The 19,702-nt window shown below is 31.6% G+C and carries 24 protein-coding genes; 20 read left to right on the top strand and 4 right to left on the bottom strand.

Going from position 1 to position 19,702, the window contains the following annotated elements:
- Positions 1–124: 124 nt before the first annotated feature.
- Positions 125–1,258 carry a TRAP transporter substrate-binding protein gene (locus OWM07_RS05845; RefSeq protein WP_423302739.1) on the bottom strand — a complete coding sequence of 378 codons (1,134 nt, stop codon included), beginning with the start codon at positions 1,256–1,258 and terminating at the stop codon, positions 125–127.
- A gap of 222 nt (positions 1,259–1,480) precedes the next feature.
- Between OWM07_RS05845 and dnaX the strand changes: the two genes are divergently transcribed.
- From dnaX to recR, 3 genes are read left to right on the top strand one after another with little or no spacing between them, the layout of a single operon-like run.
- Complete coding sequence (gene dnaX / locus OWM07_RS05840) at positions 1,481–3,067, top strand: DNA polymerase III subunit gamma/tau (RefSeq protein ID WP_423302738.1); 1,587 nt, start codon at positions 1,481–1,483, stop codon at positions 3,065–3,067.
- Positions 3,068–3,108: 41 nt separating this feature from the next.
- On the top strand, positions 3,109–3,423 hold the full coding sequence (locus OWM07_RS05835; RefSeq protein ID WP_423302737.1) for a YbaB/EbfC family nucleoid-associated protein: 315 nt from the start codon (positions 3,109–3,111) through the stop codon (positions 3,421–3,423).
- A gap of 10 nt (positions 3,424–3,433) precedes the next feature.
- Positions 3,434–4,033 carry a recombination mediator RecR gene (gene recR / locus OWM07_RS05830; RefSeq protein ID WP_423302736.1) on the top strand — a complete coding sequence of 200 codons (600 nt, stop codon included), beginning with the start codon at positions 3,434–3,436 and terminating at the stop codon, positions 4,031–4,033.
- Between the two features lie 3 nt (positions 4,034–4,036).
- On the opposite strand, the gene OWM07_RS05825 is transcribed toward recR, so the two are convergent.
- The 3 genes from OWM07_RS05825 to hfq are packed head-to-tail and all read right to left on the bottom strand — an operon-like array spanning position 4,037 to position 5,617.
- On the bottom strand, positions 4,037–4,726 hold the full coding sequence (locus OWM07_RS05825; RefSeq protein ID WP_423302735.1) for a class I SAM-dependent methyltransferase: 690 nt from the start codon (positions 4,724–4,726) through the stop codon (positions 4,037–4,039).
- A gap of 12 nt (positions 4,727–4,738) precedes the next feature.
- Positions 4,739–5,113, bottom strand: a complete 375-nt coding sequence (locus OWM07_RS05820; RefSeq protein WP_423302734.1) for a response regulator — start codon at positions 5,111–5,113, stop codon at positions 4,739–4,741.
- A 3-nt stretch (positions 5,114–5,116) separates the two neighbouring features.
- Positions 5,117–5,617 carry an RNA chaperone Hfq gene (gene hfq / locus OWM07_RS05815; protein ID WP_423302733.1) on the bottom strand — a complete coding sequence of 167 codons (501 nt, stop codon included), beginning with the start codon at positions 5,615–5,617 and terminating at the stop codon, positions 5,117–5,119.
- Positions 5,618–5,787: 170 nt separating this feature from the next.
- Here hfq and OWM07_RS05810 point away from each other — a divergent pair, with 170 nt between their 5' ends.
- From OWM07_RS05810 to OWM07_RS05730, 17 genes are all read left to right on the top strand, one after another.
- Positions 5,788–6,288 (top strand): YceD family protein, encoded by a 501-nt coding sequence (locus tag OWM07_RS05810; protein ID WP_423302732.1) that lies wholly within the window; start codon positions 5,788–5,790, stop codon positions 6,286–6,288.
- Positions 6,289–6,300: 12 nt separating this feature from the next.
- Positions 6,301–6,483 carry a 50S ribosomal protein L32 gene (gene rpmF, locus OWM07_RS05805; RefSeq protein WP_423302731.1) on the top strand — a complete coding sequence of 61 codons (183 nt, stop codon included), beginning with the start codon at positions 6,301–6,303 and terminating at the stop codon, positions 6,481–6,483.
- A gap of 6 nt (positions 6,484–6,489) precedes the next feature.
- Positions 6,490–7,563, top strand: a complete 1,074-nt coding sequence (gene plsX, locus OWM07_RS05800; RefSeq protein ID WP_423302730.1) for a phosphate acyltransferase PlsX — start codon at positions 6,490–6,492, stop codon at positions 7,561–7,563.
- Between the two features lie 29 nt (positions 7,564–7,592).
- Complete coding sequence (locus OWM07_RS05795) at positions 7,593–8,570, top strand: beta-ketoacyl-ACP synthase III (RefSeq protein WP_423302729.1); 978 nt, start codon at positions 7,593–7,595, stop codon at positions 8,568–8,570.
- 13 nt (positions 8,571–8,583) lie between these two features.
- Positions 8,584–9,510 carry an ACP S-malonyltransferase gene (fabD, locus tag OWM07_RS05790; RefSeq protein WP_423302728.1) on the top strand — a complete coding sequence of 309 codons (927 nt, stop codon included), beginning with the start codon at positions 8,584–8,586 and terminating at the stop codon, positions 9,508–9,510.
- A complete protein-coding gene (gene fabG / locus OWM07_RS05785) occupies positions 9,510–10,256 on the top strand; it encodes a 3-oxoacyl-[acyl-carrier-protein] reductase (protein WP_423302727.1) in 747 nt (248 codons plus the stop codon). The genes fabD and fabG overlap by 1 nt, the downstream gene beginning before the upstream one ends.
- A gap of 20 nt (positions 10,257–10,276) precedes the next feature.
- Positions 10,277–10,513 (top strand): acyl carrier protein, encoded by a 237-nt coding sequence (gene acpP / locus OWM07_RS05780; protein ID WP_423302726.1) that lies wholly within the window; start codon positions 10,277–10,279, stop codon positions 10,511–10,513.
- Positions 10,514–10,615: 102 nt separating this feature from the next.
- A complete protein-coding gene (gene fabF / locus OWM07_RS05775) occupies positions 10,616–11,854 on the top strand; it encodes a beta-ketoacyl-ACP synthase II (RefSeq protein ID WP_423302725.1) in 1,239 nt (412 codons plus the stop codon).
- The gene (gene rnc / locus OWM07_RS05770) at positions 11,847–12,542 is read left to right on the top strand and encodes a ribonuclease III (RefSeq protein WP_423302724.1); all 696 of its coding nucleotides are present in this window, start codon (positions 11,847–11,849) and stop codon (positions 12,540–12,542) included. Before fabF ends, rnc begins: the two co-directional genes overlap by 8 nt.
- On the top strand, positions 12,543–13,544 hold the full coding sequence (locus OWM07_RS05765) for a radical SAM protein (protein WP_423302723.1): 1,002 nt from the start codon (positions 12,543–12,545) through the stop codon (positions 13,542–13,544).
- Positions 13,504–13,995: a 16S rRNA (guanine(966)-N(2))-methyltransferase RsmD gene (rsmD, locus tag OWM07_RS05760; RefSeq protein WP_423302722.1), complete on the top strand. Its 492-nt coding sequence runs from the start codon at positions 13,504–13,506 to the stop codon at positions 13,993–13,995. Before OWM07_RS05765 ends, rsmD begins: the two co-directional genes overlap by 41 nt.
- Positions 13,992–14,483 carry a pantetheine-phosphate adenylyltransferase gene (gene coaD, locus OWM07_RS05755; protein ID WP_423302721.1) on the top strand — a complete coding sequence of 164 codons (492 nt, stop codon included), beginning with the start codon at positions 13,992–13,994 and terminating at the stop codon, positions 14,481–14,483. Before rsmD ends, coaD begins: the two co-directional genes overlap by 4 nt.
- Positions 14,464–15,486 (top strand): deoxyguanosinetriphosphate triphosphohydrolase, encoded by a 1,023-nt coding sequence (locus tag OWM07_RS05750; protein WP_423302720.1) that lies wholly within the window; start codon positions 14,464–14,466, stop codon positions 15,484–15,486. The genes coaD and OWM07_RS05750 overlap by 20 nt, the downstream gene beginning before the upstream one ends.
- 15 nt (positions 15,487–15,501) lie before the next feature.
- Positions 15,502–16,695 (top strand): response regulator, encoded by a 1,194-nt coding sequence (locus OWM07_RS05745; RefSeq protein ID WP_423302719.1) that lies wholly within the window; start codon positions 15,502–15,504, stop codon positions 16,693–16,695.
- A gap of 13 nt (positions 16,696–16,708) precedes the next feature.
- A complete protein-coding gene (locus OWM07_RS05740; RefSeq protein ID WP_423302718.1) occupies positions 16,709–17,068 on the top strand; it encodes a response regulator transcription factor in 360 nt (119 codons plus the stop codon).
- Positions 17,065–17,532: a chemotaxis protein CheW gene (locus OWM07_RS05735; RefSeq protein WP_423302717.1), complete on the top strand. Its 468-nt coding sequence runs from the start codon at positions 17,065–17,067 to the stop codon at positions 17,530–17,532. The genes OWM07_RS05740 and OWM07_RS05735 overlap by 4 nt, the downstream gene beginning before the upstream one ends.
- Before the next feature lie 10 nt (positions 17,533–17,542).
- Entirely contained in the window at positions 17,543–19,702 is a 2,160-nt protein-coding gene (locus tag OWM07_RS05730) for a methyl-accepting chemotaxis protein (protein ID WP_423302716.1), read from the top strand.

The raw sequence follows: 19,702 nt of genomic DNA, 5'->3' as shown, positions 1-19,702 counted from the left end.
TTTGTAATTATATTCAATTATAATGATATTAATATAAAAATTCAAATTAAATTTAATAAAAGCATACATGGTTTAGTGTAATTGAACTTGAAAGGTAAAAAAAAGAGGGGGTTCCCCCTCTTTTTTATGAGTACTGGAAGCTGAGATAAGCAAATTCTGAGATTTTGTCCCAATCCACAATATTTTTCTGAAAAGCTTTATAATTTTCATAGACCTTTTTACTCATTGGATCTTTAGCAGTAATTTCATCTAACACTTCATCAGTATATTTTTTGAATGTTTTTAAAACATCTGTAGGAAATTTTTTAAGTTTTACATTGTGTTCTTTTATAAGCTTTTGTAAGTAGAAATTATTTTTAGCTTCGAATTCTGATAACATCCAAGCTGCTGAGCTTTGTGCAGCATATTTTATTATCTCTTTTAAATCAGTTGGGAGTTTCTCGTAAGCACTTTTGTTTACAAACATTTCAATAGCTGTACCTGGTTCATGCCAGCCTGGATAGTAGTAATATTTAGCTACTTTATAAAAACCCATTTTGTAATCGTGATATGGGCCAACCCATTCGGTAGCGTCAATTACACCTCTTTCAAGGTTGGTGTAAATTTCACCACCAGCAGAAAGAACAGCAGTACCACCAGCTTTTGCAATTACTTTACCACCGAGACCAGGGATTCTCATTTTTAACCCTTTTACATCATTGATAGAGTTTATCTCTTTATTAAACCATCCACCCATCTGAACACCGCAAGTTCCAACTAAAAATGGAACAAGGTTAAAGTTAGAATATAGCTCGCTCCATAGTTTATGACCATCACCTGCCAATATCCATGATGTCATCTGCTGACTGTTAAGACCAAAAGGAACAGCACCAAAAAACTGAGTGGCAGGAGCTTTCCCAGCCCAGTAGTATGCACATGCATGCCCCATTTCAGCTTGCCCTTGACTTACAGCATCAAATGATTGTAATGGTGGAACAAGTTCACCTCCACCATATACCTGTATTTTAAGTCTACCCTCTGACATTTTTTCAACCCATTTTGCAATAAATTCAGCACTTTCACCAAAAACAGGGAAATGAGGTGGCCATGTAGTAACCATTTTCCATTGATATGTTTTTTTGGTAATAACATTTGGTGCCTCTTGTTTTGATTCTTCTTTTTTATTGTTACTACAAGATGTTAGTAAAGTTCCACTTAAAACAGCACCAGCTGCAGCAGTTGTAACAGCAGCTTTCTTTAAAAATTCTCTTCTTTTCATTCTTTTCCTCCTTGTTTAGTTGTATTTAACAAAGTTTAAAAATTATAACATAGTTTTATTATGATAGAAGTTTATGTAAAATGCAATATATTTTATTGATATAAAAAGGTATTATATGTAAAGGTATTAATTTATTACTAAAAAATAGTTTTTATATAATACTTTTGATTAAGGTTGATTATGAAAGCATAATGGTATATTTAATTAGCAAGAGGTGAGTACATGAGTTATTTGGCTTTAGCAAGGAAATATAGGCCGCAAACTTTTGATGAGATAGTTTATCAAGGTTATGTTGTAAAGACTCTAAAAAATGCAATAGAGCTAAATCGGATTAGTCACGCTTATTTGTTTACTGGTCCAAGAGGTATTGGTAAAACGAGTACTGCGAGGATTTTTGCAAAAGCATTAAACTGTTTAAATCCAGAAGGTGTAAATCCATGTAATAATTGTGAAAATTGTGTTGAAATCACTAATGGGACATCTTTAGATGTGTATGAAATAGATGGAGCTTCTAATAGAGGTATTGATGAGATTAGGCAACTTAGAGAATCTGTTAAATTTTTACCGACTAAATCTAAGTATAAAATTTATATAATAGATGAAGTGCACATGCTTACAGAAGCTGCTTTTAACGCACTTTTAAAAACATTAGAAGAGCCACCACCTTATGTTATTTTTATTTTTGCTACAACTGATGCTCATAGAATTCCAGCAACAATATTGTCAAGATGCCAGCGCTTTAATTTTTCAAAAATACCAGATAATTTTTTGTTAGAGCATATTAAACAGATTTTAAATAATGAAAATATTGAGTATGAGGACGATGCTTTGAATTTGATTGTTAGAAATTCTGATGGCTGTGTGAGAGATTGTTTATCACTTTTGGATCAGATTGTATCTTATACAGGTGGAAAGGTGTTCTTAAGTGATACAAAATATTTATTGGGGTTATCTGAAGATAATATTATAAATGAGCTTTTTGAAAAAATCATTTTAAAAGATAAAGCTTCTGTAAAAAGACTTCTTAATGATATTGATTTAAAAGGGTTGGATTATAAATATATTACAGAAAAGTTTTTGAGCTATACAAAAACCTTGTTATTGTTGATAAATTTTGGTGATTCTGAAACATTAATTTTAACTGATGAGGAGAAATCATTTTTTAACAAAATTAAAGAGTCAGTGAATGAATCTATTTTATATGCATTTCATCAAGTTTTATTGAAAATACTATCTGATTTAAAATTTTACTCATTTGAAAAGGATATTTTTGAGATTGGGGTTTTCAAGTTGTTAAATTTAGAGAAAATAATCCCTCTAAATAAATTTGGAAGTAATGATAAGCTGGGCAGTTCTCATAATAGTATTAAAGAAGATAGTAGTAAAAATAAAGCTATTACTAGATTAACAGATAAAGATGAATTATGGAAAAACTTTATAGATAAAATTGGTGAAAAGAGACCAAATATTGCTTCAAATCTTGGATATGGATATTTAATAGATGTTTCAAATAACCAGCTTATCATTGGGTTTTCTCAAGAGAAGGTTTTTCATTATAACATAATTATGAAAAGTACAAACTTTGAGTATGTAAAAAAGGCTGCTGAGCATTTTTTTGATGGTGTAAAAGATGTTGTAGTTAAACTTGAAAATGGTAGTAAAAAAAAAGGGGTGATTGAAAAAGTTGCCGAACTTGAAACATTTAAGGAGAAAATGGCTAAAAAAGAGCTTCAGGAAAATAGTGCAGTGAAATTAATACAAAGTGAGTTTGAAGCAAAAATAATTGATATTGAACTTGATAAATCTTAAAAAAATCTATATGCATACCTAAATCAAAAAAGGAGGTTTGGATGAATATACAACAATTGATGAAGCAAGCTCAAAAAATGCAAAAAAAGATGTTGGAGCTGCAGGAAGAGGCAGCAAAAGAGGTGGTGGAAGCATCAGCTGGCGGAGGTATGGTAGTTGTTAAAGTTAATGGGAAGCAAGAGGTAGTTGAAATTAGGATTGAAAAAGATGTAGTTGATCCAGATGATATTGAAATGTTACAGGATCTTATTATGGCTGCTGTAAATGAAGGGATTAAGAAATCTCAAGAAATGGTTCAAGAAAAAATGAGTAAATTGACAGGTGGTTTGGGGTTAAATTTTCCTGGGATGTTTTAAGTAAATTATTATGATAAAATTAGTTGATTTCGAAAGATGTGTTTTTGAGCTCAGTAAGCTTCCAGGTATTGGTAAGAAAACAGCTACTCGTCTTGCGCTTCACTTATTAAAAATGGATAAGAAAGATGTGGAGTCTTTGGTAAGCAGTATTAACAAACTAAAAACAAATATAAAATTTTGTAAAGAATGCGGTTCTTTAACAGATCAGGATTTGTGTTATGTTTGTACTGATAACTCAAGGGATAAAACAACCGTTTGTGTTGTTGAGGAAGCAAAAGATGTTATTATAATTGAAAATAGTGGTATTTATAAAGGGTTATATCATGTATTGGGTGGAAGAATTGCCCCTTTAGATGGTTTAACCCCAGATATGTTAACATTTGATAAGTTGCTTGAAAGGATAAAAAAATATAATTTCAAAGAGGTTATAATAGCAACAAATCCAGATGTTGATGGAGAAACGACAGCCTATTATCTAAAAAAACTGTTAATGGATTTTAAATTAAAGATTACAAGAATAGCAACAGGTCTTGCAGTGGGTACCCATATTGAATATTCAGATGATTTTGCGATTTTAAAGGCTTTAGAGAATAGGGTTGAGTTAAAGTAGCAGTTAATTTTTGTATAATGCAGCGATAATCATAAGATTATCTTTGATAAAAAATTTATCACCATTAAAATTGCCAAAAAACTGCACAAAACCAGCTCCAGCAACAGATGCAGCAGTTTTTATATCTTCTAAAAATAGAGGGGTTAGTTTTTGTTTTATTGTTTTTTGTTGTTTTGTACTTTTGTTAGTGATAATCATTTCAAAAATCAGCTCATTTTCATCATTGTAGTGATAAATTCTTTTTGCATGAATCGTGTCATTTTCAATCTCAGGTAACTCCTTTATTTCATAGCCGTAGATTCTATCATAATTTATAATCTGTAATATCAAATAAGATTTCCTATCCAATAGCTCAAAAGCATCTTTTATAGTTTTGTAAAACTGTTTTTTATTATTAACATGAACCAAGGTGTTACCTATAGAATAAATCAAACCAAATTTATGATTTTTACTAAAAGGTAGATTTGTCATATCTCCATAAACAAAATTACCTTTCAAGTTAAACGATTTTTCATATTCCAATCCATAAGCCCTAAAACCTTCTTCTATAAACTTTTTAACATAACCACCAGTAGCACAACCAATATCTAAAATTGGAAGCTCTTTTTTTGCATAACCTTTTAAAAAATTGTAGGTTTGATTATCAAAAGGGAATAATTGGTTATAGATGTCACTTATTGATTGATAAAACATTATAAAACCGTATCATTCAGAGATATTTAAGACATCAGAAACTGCATCTTTGAGATCTTTAGCTCTAACAGGTTTGTTAAGATATGTTATAACACCTAACTGTTTACTTTTTTGGTAAGATTTATATGTTCCAAAAGCTGTTATGATAACTACTCTTGCATCACTATCAAACTCTCTTAACTTTTCAATAAATGTTAGACCATCCATTTGAGGCATTCTAAGGTCAGTTACTATAACATCAAATTTAGTTTTTTTAGCTTTTTCTAAACCTTCTAAGCCAGTTTCAGCAATATCAACTTCGTATCCATCCAGTCTTAGGACTTCAGCATACCCTAATCTAGTATGTTCTTCATCATCAACTACAAGGATTTTATAATTTTTTTCCATTATTTACCTCTCATCATCATACTTAATAATTTCTTTGTCTTGATATAATGGATAAACTGTTGATATAGCACTTTTATAGATAAGTTGTTGTCTGTCTTCATAAGATGTTAATAGAACATAATCATCAAATCCCACTAATAAACCTCTAACTTTAACACCGTTTGTTAAATAGGCAATAATAGGTGATTTTGATTTTCTCACTTCATTTAAAAAGATGTCTTGCATAGGTGGTCTTGTGTGTTTTGGATGTCTACCTTTGTGAGTATGATAATATGTTTTGCTTATATAATCTACATCAATAATAGTTTTAGCTGAGGCAACCGTTGCAATATCTTTTTTATAAATATGTATTTTGACTTCGGCGTCATCAATGATTACAGAGTAGGGATCAAATTCATATATTTTACCTCTAAATCGCTCTTTGTTCCTCATAATAAATAAAAGTGGAGCATTCTTTATTTTTGCATTATGTAAATAAACAAATTCTATTTGAGCATATAACATGAAATCCCTCTAATAAATATTTGTTAAATTATATACAAATATCTCTTAAAAGTCAAATAATTAGTTATTGATGGGTTTTTCATGGAGTTATTAAAAATAGTTTTTTAAGTTTTGTCCTTGACATTATTAGTTTGTTTCAATATATTTATCCGCTACTTTGGAGTATAAAAGTGAAGGTCTTTTTCGAGCAGATTAAATCAGACGGCTTAAAGATTGATACAAAGTTTGAGTTTGAGTATTTAGATAGCCATATTGTTGTGGAAAATTTTACTGGAGATATATATCCTATTAAAAAAGGTTACTTTTTAGATGGGATGGTGACATTTAGTGTAAAAAGTGCCTGTGATAGATGCACAGAAATTGTACAAAAAGGTTTTAGTGAAAGAATTCAATTGGAAATTGTAAGAGATTTTTCAGAGGATACAGAAGAAGAAAAAGAGCTAACAGAAGAAGATCTTTCTTTTTATAAAATTACAGATGACTATATTGAGATAGATGATATTATAAAAGAAGAGGTTACCCTTTTAAAACCTATGAAATGGCTCTGTAAAGAGGGTTGTAAAGGGATATGCCCTGGGTGTGGGGCAGATTTAAATCGTGAAAAATGCAGTTGTACTGCAGATTTTATAGATCCAAGATTAGAAGTATTAAAAAAGCTAAAAAATAAATAATAGAGGTGTGAGATGGGAGTTCCTAAGAAGAAAACTACAAGAGCTAGAAAAGGGGCAAGAAGAAGTCATCATCATGTAAAAAGTGGTGCTTATGTAAAGTGTGATAACTGTGGTGAGTTAAAAATACCTCATTCCGTATGCTCTGCTTGTGGTTATTATAAAAAAGAGCAGGTTGTTGAAGTTTCAGAATTATAATCAGCTATGAGAATAGCTGTAGATGCAATGGGGGGGGATCATGCTCCCCATGAAGTTATAAAGGGTGCAATTTTAGCTGCTAAAGAGTATAATATTAATGTTATCCTTGTAGGTGATAAGCTTTTAATTTCTCAGGAATTAGAAAAATTAAAAAATTACCCTTCGGAAAAAATATCGATTATTCATGCTGATGAAGTAATAACAATGGATGATTTACCTTCTATAGCTGTCAGGAGAAAAAGGAATTCATCAATCCATGAGGGCTTAAGACTTGTCAAAAAAGGGGAAGCAAGAGCATTTTTTAGTGCTGGAAATACTGGAGCTGTAATGGCATGTGCTAAATTGATTTTGAGACCGATAGAGGGGGTAGATAGGCCTGCTATTGGCGCTGTTTTGCCTAATGCTAAAGGGCATTCTGTTTTGCTTGATGTTGGTGCAAATGTAGATTGTAAGCCTATACATTTTTTACAGTTTGCAATTATGGGCTCAGCTTATGCAAAAATAGTATTTCAAAAGGATGAACCTACAGTGGGGCTGTTAAGTATAGGGGAAGAAGATTTAAAGGGGAATGAAAGCACAAAAAATGCTTTTAATCTCTTAAAAAGCTCACCTTTGATTAAATTTGTCGGGAATGTAGAGGGGAAAGAGCTTTATAAAGGTGGTGCTGATGTAGTTGTTTGTGATGGTTTTGCAGGAAATATAGCTTTGAAAGTTAGTGAATCTGCAGCTTGGTATATTGGTAAACTTTTGAAAGAGGAATTAACTAAAAATTTTGTTAGAAAATTAGCTGCATTAATTTTAAAACCTGCATTTGAGTCTTTAAAGAAAAGGGCTGATTATACTGAATATGGTGGAGCTCCTTTATTGGGTGTAAATGGTATATGTATTATTGGACATGGCAGTTCAAATGCTAATGCAGTTAAAAATGGTATAAGGGTAGCTTATGAGCTTGCTGAGCAGAAATTGAACCATTTGATTGAAGAAAGGGTTAAAGAATCTATTGAAAGGTTAAAGGTTGACAAAGTAGAATCATTTTGGAACAATATAAAAGATAAACTTAAAAAAATAACTTCTGAGTAATATAGCTTTTTATAAAAAAAAGGTGAAGTATGAATAGGTATTCAAAGATTATAGGGACAGGTTCATATTTCCCATCTAAAGTTCTTACAAACAAAGATCTCGAAAAGTTTGTTGATACTAGCGATGAATGGATAGTTACTAGGACAGGAATTAGAGAGAGAAGAATATCAGAAGATAAAACAGTCAATGAAATGGCTTATGAAGCAGCTAAAGCAGCTATTGAGGATGCTCAAATTGAAAAGGAAGCAATAGATGGGATTATTGTAGCGACCTGCACACCTGACTATCTTATTCCATCAGTGGCTTGTTATTTGCAGGGGAAAATAGGTGTTAAGGGGCCTTTTGCTTTTGATATTAATGCTGCTTGTTCTGGTTTTTTATATGCTCTTGCGGTTGGGGATTCTTTAATAAAAAATGGATTAGCTAATAATATATTGATAGTTGGTGCAGAAAAGCTAACATCGATACTCAATTGGAAAGATAGAAGTACCTGCGTGTTATTGGGAGATGGTGCTGGTGCAGTTGTGCTTTCTGCAAGCGAAAAACCAGGTATTAGAAGTTTGATTTTACACGCTGATGGGGAATATACATCACTGCTTGAATGTAAAGCTGGTGGTTCAGCTTTTCTAGCTAATCGTGATAATTTTGACATTGAAAACAATCTTTTTAAAATGAAAGGTAATGAAGTTTTTAAAATAGCTGTTAGAGCAATGGCTGATGTAGCTGTGAAGGCAGTCGAAGAAAGTGGTCTTAGATTCGATGAGATAGATTTTCTTATCCCACATCAGGCAAACTTAAGAATTATAGATGCTATTGCTAAAAGGTTGAGTTTAGATAGTGATAAGGTAGTGGTAACTTTAGATAAGTTTGGTAATACATCAGCAGCTTCGATACCCACAGCTTTAGATATTGCAAGAAAATCTGGAAAAATTAAAGAAGGTTCAAATATTGTCTCAGCTGCTTTTGGTGGTGGCCTGACCTGGGCAGCAGCTGTTTTTACTCTTTAATCTGGAGGATATCATGTCAAAAATTGCAGCTGTATTTCCTGGACAAGGTTCTCAATTTGTGGGTATGGGAAAAGATTTTTATGAAACATATGAAAGTTTTAAGGATATTGTTTTAGAAGCTAACAAAATTTTAAAATATGATTTGTCAAAATTGATGTTTGATGGCCCTGAAGAAGAATTAAGGCTCACATATAATACTCAGCCAGCACTATTGTTAATGAGTATTGGGATATATAACCTTATTAAAGATAAAATCTCGTTTGACGGTTTTGCAGGTCATTCTTTGGGTGAGTATTCTGCTGTTGTTGCTGCAGGTGGACTTGATTTTAAAGATGCACTACTTGCTGTCCATAATAGAGGCAAATTTATGCAAGAGGCTGTTCCTGTGGGTGTTGGTGCCATGGGGGCAGTTATTGGAGCAAATTTTGCTGATGTGGAAAGATTATGTGAAGAAGTTAGTAGTGAAGGCTGCTTAGTAGAACCAGCTAATTATAATTCTTCAAATCAAATAGTTATAGCTGGACATGCAGAAGCTGTAGATAAATTTATTGAAAAGGCATCAGAAATTGGCGCCAAAAGGGTAGTAAAGCTTCCAGTGAGTGCACCTTTTCATTGTGCTTTGATGAAACCAGCAGAAGAAAAGATGGGGGTATATCTTGATGGTGTAAAGTTTAATGACTTGATAAAACCTGTTTATGCTAATGTGACAGCAGAGCCTGAACTAAAGGGTGAAGAAGTTAAGTTAAACTTGATTAAGCAAGTTTCTGCTCCTGTAAGATGGAGTCAGTTGATTGAAAGGATGATTGAAGATGGGTTCACAACTTTTATTGAGATTGGAGCAGGAAATGTGTTGACAGGATTGATAAAAAAAATTAACAGACAGGTTAAGACAATAAATATATCTACTATTGATGATTTGAATAAGCTGGAGGAACTTTAATGTTGAATGGTAAGGTAGCCTTGATTACTGGTGGTTCTCGAGGGATAGGTAAAGCTGTAGCAATTAAAATGGCCGAGCTTGGCTGTAAGGTTGCTATAAATTATGTATCTAGTGATAAGAATGCGAAAGAGGTTGCGGAATATATAAATAATGAACTTAAAGGTATATGTAAAATATACAAATGTAATGTTGCAGTAGAAGAAGAAGTTAAAAATATGGTCAAACAGGTTTCTGAAGATTTAGGTGATATTGATATTTTAGTAAACAATGCTGGCATTACAAAAGACAATATTATACTTAGATTAAAACCTGAAGATTTTGATGAGGTTTTTGAAGTAAATGTAAAAGGAGCCTTTAATTGTATTAAGGCTGTTGCTCGTGGCATGATGAAAAAGAGATATGGTAAAATTATAAATATTAGTAGTGTTGTTGGTTTTACTGGTAATGTTGGACAAGCTAATTATGTTGTTACAAAAAGTGGTTTGGTAGGGCTTACAAAAACTGTTGCATTAGAGTTGGCATCAAGGGGGGTTAGAGTTAATGCTGTTGCCCCCGGGTTTATAGAGACTGAAATGACTGATAAATTGCCTGATGAAGTAAAAAATGAGATGTTAAACAGGATACCGTTAGGTTATTTTGGAAAACCAGAAGATGTCGCTAATGTAGTTGCGTTTTTAGCGTCTCCTGAATCAGATTATATTACTGGGACAACAATACATGTAAATGGTGGCATGTATTTAAGTTAATAAAAAAATAGGAGGAACAGATGGCTGATATTGAAGCAAGAGTAAAAAAGATAATTGCTGAGCAATTGAATATTGAAGAAGATGAGATCAAACCTGAATCATCTTTTGTTGATGATTTAGGAGCGGATTCTCTTGATACTGTTGAACTTATTATGGCTTTTGAAGAAGAGTTTGGTATGGAAATCCCTGATGAAGAGGCTGAGAAGATAAAAACAGTTCAAGATGCTATAGACTATATTAAAGCACATATGGAGTAGAAGGGGAGCCCCCTTCTACCTTTGTAATATATCATAAGATGCTTCAAGATATGTAGTATCTTATGATATATTACAGATTAATCAGATTGTTAGGAGGATTCTGTGAATAAAAGAGTTGTTATTACTGGGATAGGTTTGGTTACACCATTAGGTGTAGGTTTGCAAGAAAATTGGGAAAATATCTTGGCTGGAAAGTCAGGTGTGGGTTATATTACAAGATTTGATTCTTCTGATTTTCCAGTAAGAATTGCTGCTGAAGTTAAAGATTTTGATAAAGAGGCTTTTGTTGATAAAAAGGACATAAAAAGATTTGATGAGTTTATTGTTTTAGCTTTAGTTGCAGCAGAGCTCGCAGCAAGAGATGCTAATTTGAATTTTGATAATATAGATCATGAAGAGGCAGGAGCTATTATTGGCTCAGGTATAGGTGGATTTAAAACGATTGAAGATCAGCATGCAGTTTACATGGAAAAAGGCTTTAAAAGGGTATCACCTTTTTTTATCCCATCAGTTATTATAAATATGGGTAGTGGTGCTATTTCTATTAGGTATGGTTTAAAGGGACCAAATAGTAGTGTAGTTACAGCGTGTGCAACTGGAGCTCATGCAGTAGGTGATGCTTTTAAAATTATTCAAAGAGGGGATGCTAAAATAATGTTTGCTGGTGGGGCTGAAAGTGCAATTACACCACTTGCAGTTGCTGGATTTGCAAATATGAAAGCTCTTTCTAGAAGAAATGATGAACCTGAAAAGGCAAGTAGGCCATTTGATGTGGATAGAGATGGTTTTGTTATGGGGGAGGGAGCTGGTATTTTAATTTTGGAAGAGTTAGAGCATGCTCTAGCAAGAGGAGCAAAAATTTATGCTGAGGTGGTAGGCTATGGTATGACAGGTGATGCCTATCATATCACTGCTCCTGATGAATCTGGTGATGGCGCTAGCAGAGCAATGAAAATGGCAATAAAAGATGCTGGTATAACACCTGATAAAATTGATTATATTAATGCGCATGGAACTTCAACACCTTATAATGATATTATAGAGACTAGAGCGATAAAGAATGTTTTTGGTGAACATGCATATAAATTATATGTAAGCTCTACAAAGTCTATGACTGGACATTTATTAGGTGCTGCTGGTAGTGTTGAAGCTGCTTATTGTGCAATGGCAATTAAAGATGGAGTAGTTCCACCAACTATTAATTTAGAAAATCCTGATCCAGAGTGTGATTTAAACTATGTACCTAACAAACCGATAAATGCTGAGGTAAGATATGCTCTTAGTAATTCTTTTGGATTTGGAGGGACAAACGCCTGTTTAGTACTAAAAAGATATGAATAATTTGGAAAAATTAGAAGAGTTAATTGGTTATACATTTAATAGTAAGTCGTTGTTACTTGAAGCTTTAACTCATTCATCTTATGCTTATGAGAAAAAACTGAAAAAGGATTATGAAAGGCTCGAATTCCTAGGTGATTCTGTCTTACAACTCATTGTTACAGAATATTTAATTGTTAAGTATAAAGATCTCAAAGAGGGTATTCTTTCTAAATATAGATCCTTTTTTGTTAGTGAAGATATAATAAGTAATGTGGCTTTGAAAATTAAATTGAATGAGTTTTTAAGATTAGGAAAAGGGGAACTCGCTACTGGAGGGGAAAGGAAACCATCAATTTTAGCAGATATTTTTGAATCTTTAATTGGTGCTGTTTATTTAGATGGTGGATATAATGAGGCTAGAAGAATAGTTTTGATGCTGATGACTGATTTGATGGATGAGTATATAAAAAATGGTATAGATATAGATCCTAAAACTGAGCTACAAAAAATAACCCAACAAAAATTTGGGTATTTACCCGAATATTCCGTAATTAAGGAAGAAGGGCCTGAGCATGATAAAACTTTTACTGTTGAAGTTAGTTTAGAAAGCGGTGAAACATTTGTTGGAGTTGGGAAAAATAAAAAGAAAGCCGAGATTGATGCTGCAAGAAAAGCATTGAAATATTTAAAAGAGCAAATTTTGAATTAGATGATTCAAAAAAAAGGTGTTTTGCCTGTTTTTATACCATTTGTAGGATGTCCAAAACGATGTATTTATTGTGATCAAAATAGTATTACAGATATAAAGTTAGTCAATTTTGAATATGATGTTGAAAATCAACTAAAATATTTTTTACAAATTAAAAGAGATTGGTCTATATTAGCATTTTATGGGGGGAGTTTTAATCTATTAAATAAAACCCAAAGATTGTTTTTGTACGATTTGGCAAAAAAATATAAATTTAATAAAATTAGAGTTTCTTGTTACCCTTCAGGTTTTGATAATTATCTGATTGATGAATTTCATAAACATGATGTAGCTGAAATAGAGTTGGGGGTTCAAAGTTTTTCTGACAAAGTGATAGAAGTGAACGGAAGAGATTATAGTTGTGATGATGTTATTGGGATTATAAATAGATTAAAAAGTGAGGGGTTTAGAGTTGGTATTCAGATTATGGTGGGTATGTATGGTGAAAAGTTAGATGATGTCAAAAAAAATGTAGAAGTAATTAGAACCATAGATTTTGATTACTTTAGAATATACCCAACTGTAGTTTTTGAAAATACAAAACTGGCTAACTATAAAAATAATCTTAAATTTTCTTTTGAAGAAGTAATTGCTGTTTCATCAATTTATTATCTTTTAGCATCATATAAAGGTGCTACTGTGTTGAGAGTTGGTTTGCACAATAACTCAAATTTTCAAAATAAAATAGTAGGTGGCTATTTTCACCCATCTTTTGGTGATATTATTATGACATTCGTGATTTATTTATATTTAAGAATTAATGAGAAAAATAGATTATGTAGAAATTTTCCAAACTATAAAAGGGTGATTGTTAAATCTTTTGATGTAATTTATGATAAAAAAATAACTTTTAGTGAAATTTTAAAAACAGTGTGGAGTGAATATTTTGAGAATAACAGGTGGGAAATTAAAGGGGAGATATTTGATCTCGCCAAAGAGTTCTGGTGTAAGGCCAACGAGTGATAAAGTAAGATCAGCGATATTTTCAAAAATTTATGATAAAATTGATAATGCTAATGTATTGGATCTTTTTGCTGGGACAGGAGCTTTTGGTATTGAAGCGATAAGCAGAGGTGCCAATTTTGTTACTTTTATAGATAAAGATGTTTCTACATTAATTAAAAATGTAAAGTTATTAGAAAAGAATAATTATGAAATTATAAAACGAGATATTTTTCAAGGTTTAAAAAAGGTTAATAAAAAATATGACATTGTTTTTATTGATCCTCCCTATGGTAAAATAAACTCAAAAGATATAATGCAGTGTTTAAAAGAGTATCAAACTATTGCAAAAGATGGTGTTTTAATATATGAAGAAAGTATTAGAACAGAATTTCAGATTGATGAAGGGTTTAAATTGATAGATAGTAAAAGATATGGAGACACAATAATATATTACTTGGAGTTGGAATGATGATTGCTATATATCCAGGGACTTTTGATCCTTTGACAAATGGACATTTAGATATTATTGAGCGTGGTTCAAGAATGTTTGAAAAATTAATAGTAGCAGTTGCAGAAAGTAAGAGGAAAAAACCATTATTTAATCTATCTGATAGAGTTAAAATGATAGAGGAGTCTGTGTCTCATTTAGAGAATGTTAGTGTTGAATCTTTTACCAATTTGCTTGTAGATTTCATGAAAGAGAAAAATGCTGATGTTATATTAAGAGGGCTAAGGGTTGTTTCTGATTTTGAATATGAGCTTCAGTTGGCTTTAATGAATAGAAAACTTTATCCTGAATGCGAAACAGTTTTTTTAATGCCAAATAAAAAATATATATTTTTAAGCTCAAGTATGGTTAGAGAAATTGCTTTACTCGGTGGAGATGTAAGCTGTTTTGTACCAAAACCTGTTAATGAGTTCATTAAAAGGTTTGTGAATGATAAGAGAAGAGATTGAAGAGTTAGAGGATAAGTATTTACATCCAAAAGCAGCTAGATCTAAGTATTCAAAGGGCAGAAACAGGCCTGAAGAAAAGTGTGAGCTTCGCACTGAGTTCCAAAGAGATAGAGATAGGATAATTCATTCTAAAGCTTTTAGAAGATTAAAGCATAAAACACAGGTGTTTTTATCACCGTTAGGTGATCATTATAGGACTAGGCTAACACATACTTTAGAAGTTATGCAAATAGCAAAAACCATTGCTAAGGCTTTGAGGCTAAATGAAGATTTAGTAGAAGCAATATCATTGGGGCATGATCTTGGTCATACCCCTTTTGGGCATGCAGGGGAGAAGATACTTTCAGATATTTTAGGCAAACCTTTTAAGCATTATGTTCATTCATTGACAGTTGTTGAAAAGCTTGAAAAAGATGGTGAAGGTTTGAATTTAACTTTTGAAGTTTTGGATGGTATTGCAAAACATTCAAAGGGTGTGGGGCCAATATTTGATGATAAAAAGCTTGCTAAAACATTAGAGGGTCAGATAGTTAGATTAGCTGATATTATTGCTTATGTGAATCATGATATTGATGATGCTGTTAGAGCAAAAATTATATCTTTTGAAGATATCCCGAAAGATATTTTAAATAGTATTGGTTATACCCATGGTGAACGAATACATAATGCGGTTAAGGATATTGTAAAAACTACCATTGAAAATAATTATGAAAAAATCATGATGTCTGAAAAAATGCTTAAAGCTATTGACTCTTTAAGAGAATATTTATTTGATAAAGTTTATTTATGTGATATAATTAAAAAAGAGTTTGATAAAGCGTATAAGTTATTGTTTGATTTATATAAATTTTATGAGAATAACTATGAATATGTACCTGATATATTTAAGAAGGCTGCTGTTGATAAAAAAACTGCTATTGTTTATTTCATTGCAGGTATGACGGATAGGTATGCAATTGAAGTTTATAAAAAGATATATATTCCTACAAACTGGAATACTTGATTTGGAGGCTTTGTTATGTATAAGGTATTAGCGATAGATGATAGCCCTACAATGCATAGACTTTTTAAAATGATATTTAGTGAAGAAAATGGGTATGTTTTATTTTCTGCTTATAATGGGGAAGAAGGTTTTGATAAATTAAGAGAGAATGAGCCTGATATTATCTTATTAGATTTTGTGATGCCAAAACTGAATGGTTTCCAATTTGCTAAAATGATAAGAGAAGATATGAAAAAGGATATACCGATATTACTTATTACTAGTAAAGCTGATAAAGTAGGGGATAGGTTTATTAATAAGTTTACAAATATTGATTGTATTGCGAAACCTTTTCAGGCGGAAGATTTAGAAAGAAAAGTAAAGGAGATGTTAGAAGTTAAAGGTATTGAAGTTGATTCAATAACTGATACATCAGATACTAAAGAAGAAGTAGAGAACATTGAAACAGAACATGCTGATAATACTGTAGGTGTTATTTCTGCAAAAGTTGAAGCGATGGTTTTGCCTGCATTAAGAGCTTTGATTGAAAAAGCTTTAAAATTTGAGACAGGTTATATGATTAGCGATGTTAAAGGTGATTTCATAGATTTGGATAAGCTGGTGGATCTAGCAAATAAATTTGAAGGTGAGTTAATATTTTTCAATAATGATACTGATATACACCTGTATATTCAAAATGGTTTTATAATTCATGCTTTCAGAGGTTCAGATAAAATAAAGGATATTTTCGAGCTTTATCAAGATGTATGTGGAGTTTGCTTGTTAGAGGTTGATAGTTTAAGCGAATTGTATGAGCAGTTGCGAAATCTTGGTTTTGCTGATCAGTTTTTAAGAAAACATTACGAATATTATTTAAATTCAATTATTTATGAAATTCTTAATAATGATTTTAGGTATTATTTTGATGAGATAGATATACCTGAGAATATGCTATCTAGATTTAGGTTTGATTGTTCAAAACTAAAAGAGAGTTATAGCCTTTATTTAGAAGAAAGGGCTGAAATAAATAAAATTGTTTATGATGGCGCTTTGATACCGAGACAAGTCGCAGCTGATTTGTCTTCCTTAACAGATTTTGAAAAAAAGATTTATGAACTTTGTAATGGTGAAAGAACAGTAGAGAAAATATTGAGTTTCTTTGGAAACAATAGTAATATTGCTAAAAATACAATAGGTGCATTAATATTAACAGGATTTTTAACTATTTAATAAGGAGGATTGAATGAAAAAGATATTGATTGCAGAAGATAGTGCGACAGAAAGGGAGATTATGAAAAAAGCCTTGGAGGCAGAAGGTTATTCAATTGTTGCAGTGTCTGATGGCGATTCAGCCTTAGAAGAAGTGAGAAAAAATGAATATGATCTTGTAATATTAGATGTAATAATGCCAGGCAAAAATGGATATCAGGTGTGTCGCGAAATAAAGAAGGATGACCTTTTAAAGGAGATCCCTGTTGTGATTGTTACAAGTAAAGGGCAAGAAAGTGATAAATTTTGGGGTAAAAAACAGGGTGCTGATGAATATATTGTAAAACCTTTTAATATAGATGTTTTAGTATCGACTGTGAAAAAATTACTATGATTAAAGAGCTGTTAGATAAGAAATTAAAAAGAGAAATCATTGTTACAAAAAAGGATGAAATTCCATTTATTCTTTTTAAAGTGGGAAATGCATTATTATCTGTTGAGATGAAAGATGTTTTTATAGTTTTGGAATATAAAGATATAGTGGATTTACCGGGAGCACCTCCACATATATTAGGTATTATTTATTATCAAGGTGAAGTTATCCCTATTGTTGATTTAAAAGGGGAGTTAAAAGAATCAACAACTTTTCGAACGGATAATACAAGATTGCTAATAATTAAATATAACAACGAGCAGATCGGTCTTTTTGTTGATGAAGTTTTAGGATTACAAAATATCAATAAAAATCTTTTAAAAGAGTCTGATGAAGATATTTTTAGGGCTCAAATTAAATTTGATAATAAAAATTACAAAGTTTTAGATATAGATAAGTTTTATAATAAATTTAAAGTTTCATAAGGAGAGAGCTATGAGGCTAAGCTTAAATCTTAAGTTGTTTATTATGGTTTTGGTTTTAATTTTTGTTACAGGTTTTTTATCTACCTTTTTTCTTTATCAAAGAGCAGCTAATCTTGCTGTTGAGCAGGCCCAAAAGGATTTGTCAGGTAAGGTTAACAATGTAAGGGTAATATTGACTGAAGTTGATAAAGATATTAATACTGCTGTTTCTATAGTTTCAAAATTGCAAGAAGTAAAGTCTGCTTTCTTGCCAGGTTATGATACAAGAAAACTTGATAAAGTATTTGATGAATTATTGACAGTTGTTGAGGAGGATGAAGATACAGCATATCTTAAGGGTTATTTTTTGATTAATAAAAATTATAATTATGTTTTTAAAAAATACCTTTTTGAAGGTGAAGTTCCTGAAATAGATGAGTTTATATATTTTGAAGATATCGAAGAAGGTAAGGTTTATTTCGAGCCCTTTTTAAGTTTAGATTTCCCTTATTTTGTTTACTATACAGGTGTTTATTTAAATGATAAGTTGGTTGGGGTTTTAGGGGCTGTAGTTGATACTAATTATGTTTTAAATTATATTAAGAAGACATACACGGTCAGTGATACCCATTTACCAAAAGCAACTTGTAGTGAATGTCATAAAGGTGAAAGAAATTTATTAAATTATGGTTTTGTAGTTATTCTTGATGATGATGGAAATGTTATTTTGAATACACTTAAAAAGGATGGATTATTAATAGCTCCTGATGAATTTTTTGCTAATATTTTAAAAAGTGAAAAAAATAATTTGTTTAAGAGAACTTCAGTTAATAAAGTGTTAAATATTAATAATAAAGATTTTGTTGGCTCATTTGCAAGAGTAAAACTTAATAAGCTTGGTTTAAATGTGGGATTTTTCAAGAGTAAAGACTATATTTTAAGAGAAGTTGTAAAGGGTAGACAGCAGGCTTTCGTTACAACTGTAATATTTGCTGCAATTATGTTTGTTATATCTTTTGTCCTCTTTAAGATCCTTTTTGCACCACTTTTTAGTATTAACGAAACAATGAGACAGATACAAAAGGGTAATTATGATGTAAGGGTGAAAATTAATAGAAAAGATGAACTTGGGGATATTGCAAATACATTAAACGAAATGCTTGATGAACTTAAAAATTATATTCAGACAGAAGAGGATAGACAAAGATTGCAGCGTCAGGCAATTCATCTTATGGATGTCGTTTCTAAAGCAGCTGATGGTGATCTTACTGTGCAGGCAGAAGTTACTGCCGATGAATTGGGCTCAGTTGCAGATGCTTTCAACCTTATGACAGAGAGTATCAAAGAATTAATTGGTGAAATTAAGAAAGCAGGTGATTCTATAGTTCAATCAACTGAAGAGCTAATAAAATCTTCAGAAAAGACCACTGCTGGTGCTCATGTACAGATTGAGGAGTTGGAAAAGGTTGTTAGTAAGTTGAATGATTTTAAAAATCAGATGCTGAATGTATTAGAAAATGCAAATAGGTCGTTAAAATTAGTTGTTCAAGCCAATGAAAGCTCTAAAAATGGAAGTAAGCTATTGCAAGAAACCATTGAAGCTATGAACGATGTAAGGAGATATTCACAGCTTGCTAGTAAAAAAGTGAAATCCCTTGGTGAAAAATCTATGGAAATTAATGAAATTACAAGAGTTATTAGTGAGATTTCAAACCAGACAAACTTGCTTGCTTTAAACGCAGCTATTGAGGCAGCAAGAGCTGGTGAATATGGTCATGGTTTTGCTGTTGTTGCTGATGAGATTAGGAAACTTGCTGAAAGAACTAATGAAGCTACCGAGGAGATTAGTAATTTGATTAAAACCGTTCAATCTGAAACAGGGGATACTGTAAAGCTTGTTGAGGAGAGTTATTCTAAAATTGAGTTGGGTTCACAAAAGACAGAGGAAGCTGGTGATGCTTTGATTGAAATTAATGTTAGCCTTGAAAAAGTTAGTGATGCTATGGATGAAATGGCAGAAAGTATTTCAGCTCAAGCTGAAGAAACTGATAGTGTAATTGAAATGGCTGAAAAAGTTAAGGATATTGCTGTTGATACAGCTAATAATGTTGAAGATACCAACAGGATTATTAATACACTATCACAGCTAGCAGAAGTGCTTAATGATGCTGTTAATAGATTTAAAGTGTAA

Origin of the sequence: Deferribacter thermophilus (assembly GCF_049472675.1) — a bacterium.
Lineage (GTDB): Bacteria > Chrysiogenota > Deferribacteres > Deferribacterales > Deferribacteraceae > Deferribacter > Deferribacter thermophilus.
Note: the sequence above shows the minus strand (reverse complement) of the source record. Positions and strands in the feature narration are given on the sequence as shown.

What these genes read in the sequence shown, in the direction of transcription:
- OWM07_RS05845 (WP_423302739.1), bottom strand. Translation starts at nt 1,258, where the DNA reads ATGAAAAGAAGAGAATTTTTAAAGAAAGCTGCTGTTACAACTGCTGCA.
- dnaX (WP_423302738.1), top strand. Translation starts at nt 1,481, where the DNA reads ATGAGTTATTTGGCTTTAGCAAGGAAATATAGGCCGCAAACTTTTGAT.
- OWM07_RS05835 (WP_423302737.1), top strand. Translation starts at nt 3,109, where the DNA reads ATGAATATACAACAATTGATGAAGCAAGCTCAAAAAATGCAAAAAAAG.
- recR (WP_423302736.1), top strand. Translation starts at nt 3,434, where the DNA reads ATGATAAAATTAGTTGATTTCGAAAGATGTGTTTTTGAGCTCAGTAAG.
- OWM07_RS05825 (WP_423302735.1), bottom strand. Translation starts at nt 4,726, where the DNA reads ATGTTTTATCAATCAATAAGTGACATCTATAACCAATTATTCCCTTTT.
- OWM07_RS05820 (WP_423302734.1), bottom strand. Translation starts at nt 5,113, where the DNA reads ATGGAAAAAAATTATAAAATCCTTGTAGTTGATGATGAAGAACATACT.
- hfq (WP_423302733.1), bottom strand. Translation starts at nt 5,617, where the DNA reads ATGTTATATGCTCAAATAGAATTTGTTTATTTACATAATGCAAAAATA.
- rpmF (WP_423302731.1), top strand. Translation starts at nt 6,301, where the DNA reads ATGGGAGTTCCTAAGAAGAAAACTACAAGAGCTAGAAAAGGGGCAAGA.
- plsX (WP_423302730.1), top strand. Translation starts at nt 6,490, where the DNA reads ATGAGAATAGCTGTAGATGCAATGGGGGGGGATCATGCTCCCCATGAA.
- OWM07_RS05795 (WP_423302729.1), top strand. Translation starts at nt 7,593, where the DNA reads ATGAATAGGTATTCAAAGATTATAGGGACAGGTTCATATTTCCCATCT.
- fabD (WP_423302728.1), top strand. Translation starts at nt 8,584, where the DNA reads ATGTCAAAAATTGCAGCTGTATTTCCTGGACAAGGTTCTCAATTTGTG.
- fabG (WP_423302727.1), top strand. Translation starts at nt 9,510, where the DNA reads ATGTTGAATGGTAAGGTAGCCTTGATTACTGGTGGTTCTCGAGGGATA.
- acpP (WP_423302726.1), top strand. Translation starts at nt 10,277, where the DNA reads ATGGCTGATATTGAAGCAAGAGTAAAAAAGATAATTGCTGAGCAATTG.
- rnc (WP_423302724.1), top strand. Translation starts at nt 11,847, where the DNA reads ATGAATAATTTGGAAAAATTAGAAGAGTTAATTGGTTATACATTTAAT.
- OWM07_RS05765 (WP_423302723.1), top strand. Translation starts at nt 12,543, where the DNA reads ATGATTCAAAAAAAAGGTGTTTTGCCTGTTTTTATACCATTTGTAGGA.
- coaD (WP_423302721.1), top strand. Translation starts at nt 13,992, where the DNA reads ATGATGATTGCTATATATCCAGGGACTTTTGATCCTTTGACAAATGGA.
- OWM07_RS05750 (WP_423302720.1), top strand. Translation starts at nt 14,464, where the DNA reads ATGATAAGAGAAGAGATTGAAGAGTTAGAGGATAAGTATTTACATCCA.
- OWM07_RS05745 (WP_423302719.1), top strand. Translation starts at nt 15,502, where the DNA reads ATGTATAAGGTATTAGCGATAGATGATAGCCCTACAATGCATAGACTT.
- OWM07_RS05740 (WP_423302718.1), top strand. Translation starts at nt 16,709, where the DNA reads ATGAAAAAGATATTGATTGCAGAAGATAGTGCGACAGAAAGGGAGATT.
- OWM07_RS05735 (WP_423302717.1), top strand. Translation starts at nt 17,065, where the DNA reads ATGATTAAAGAGCTGTTAGATAAGAAATTAAAAAGAGAAATCATTGTT.
- OWM07_RS05730 (WP_423302716.1), top strand. Translation starts at nt 17,543, where the DNA reads ATGAGGCTAAGCTTAAATCTTAAGTTGTTTATTATGGTTTTGGTTTTA.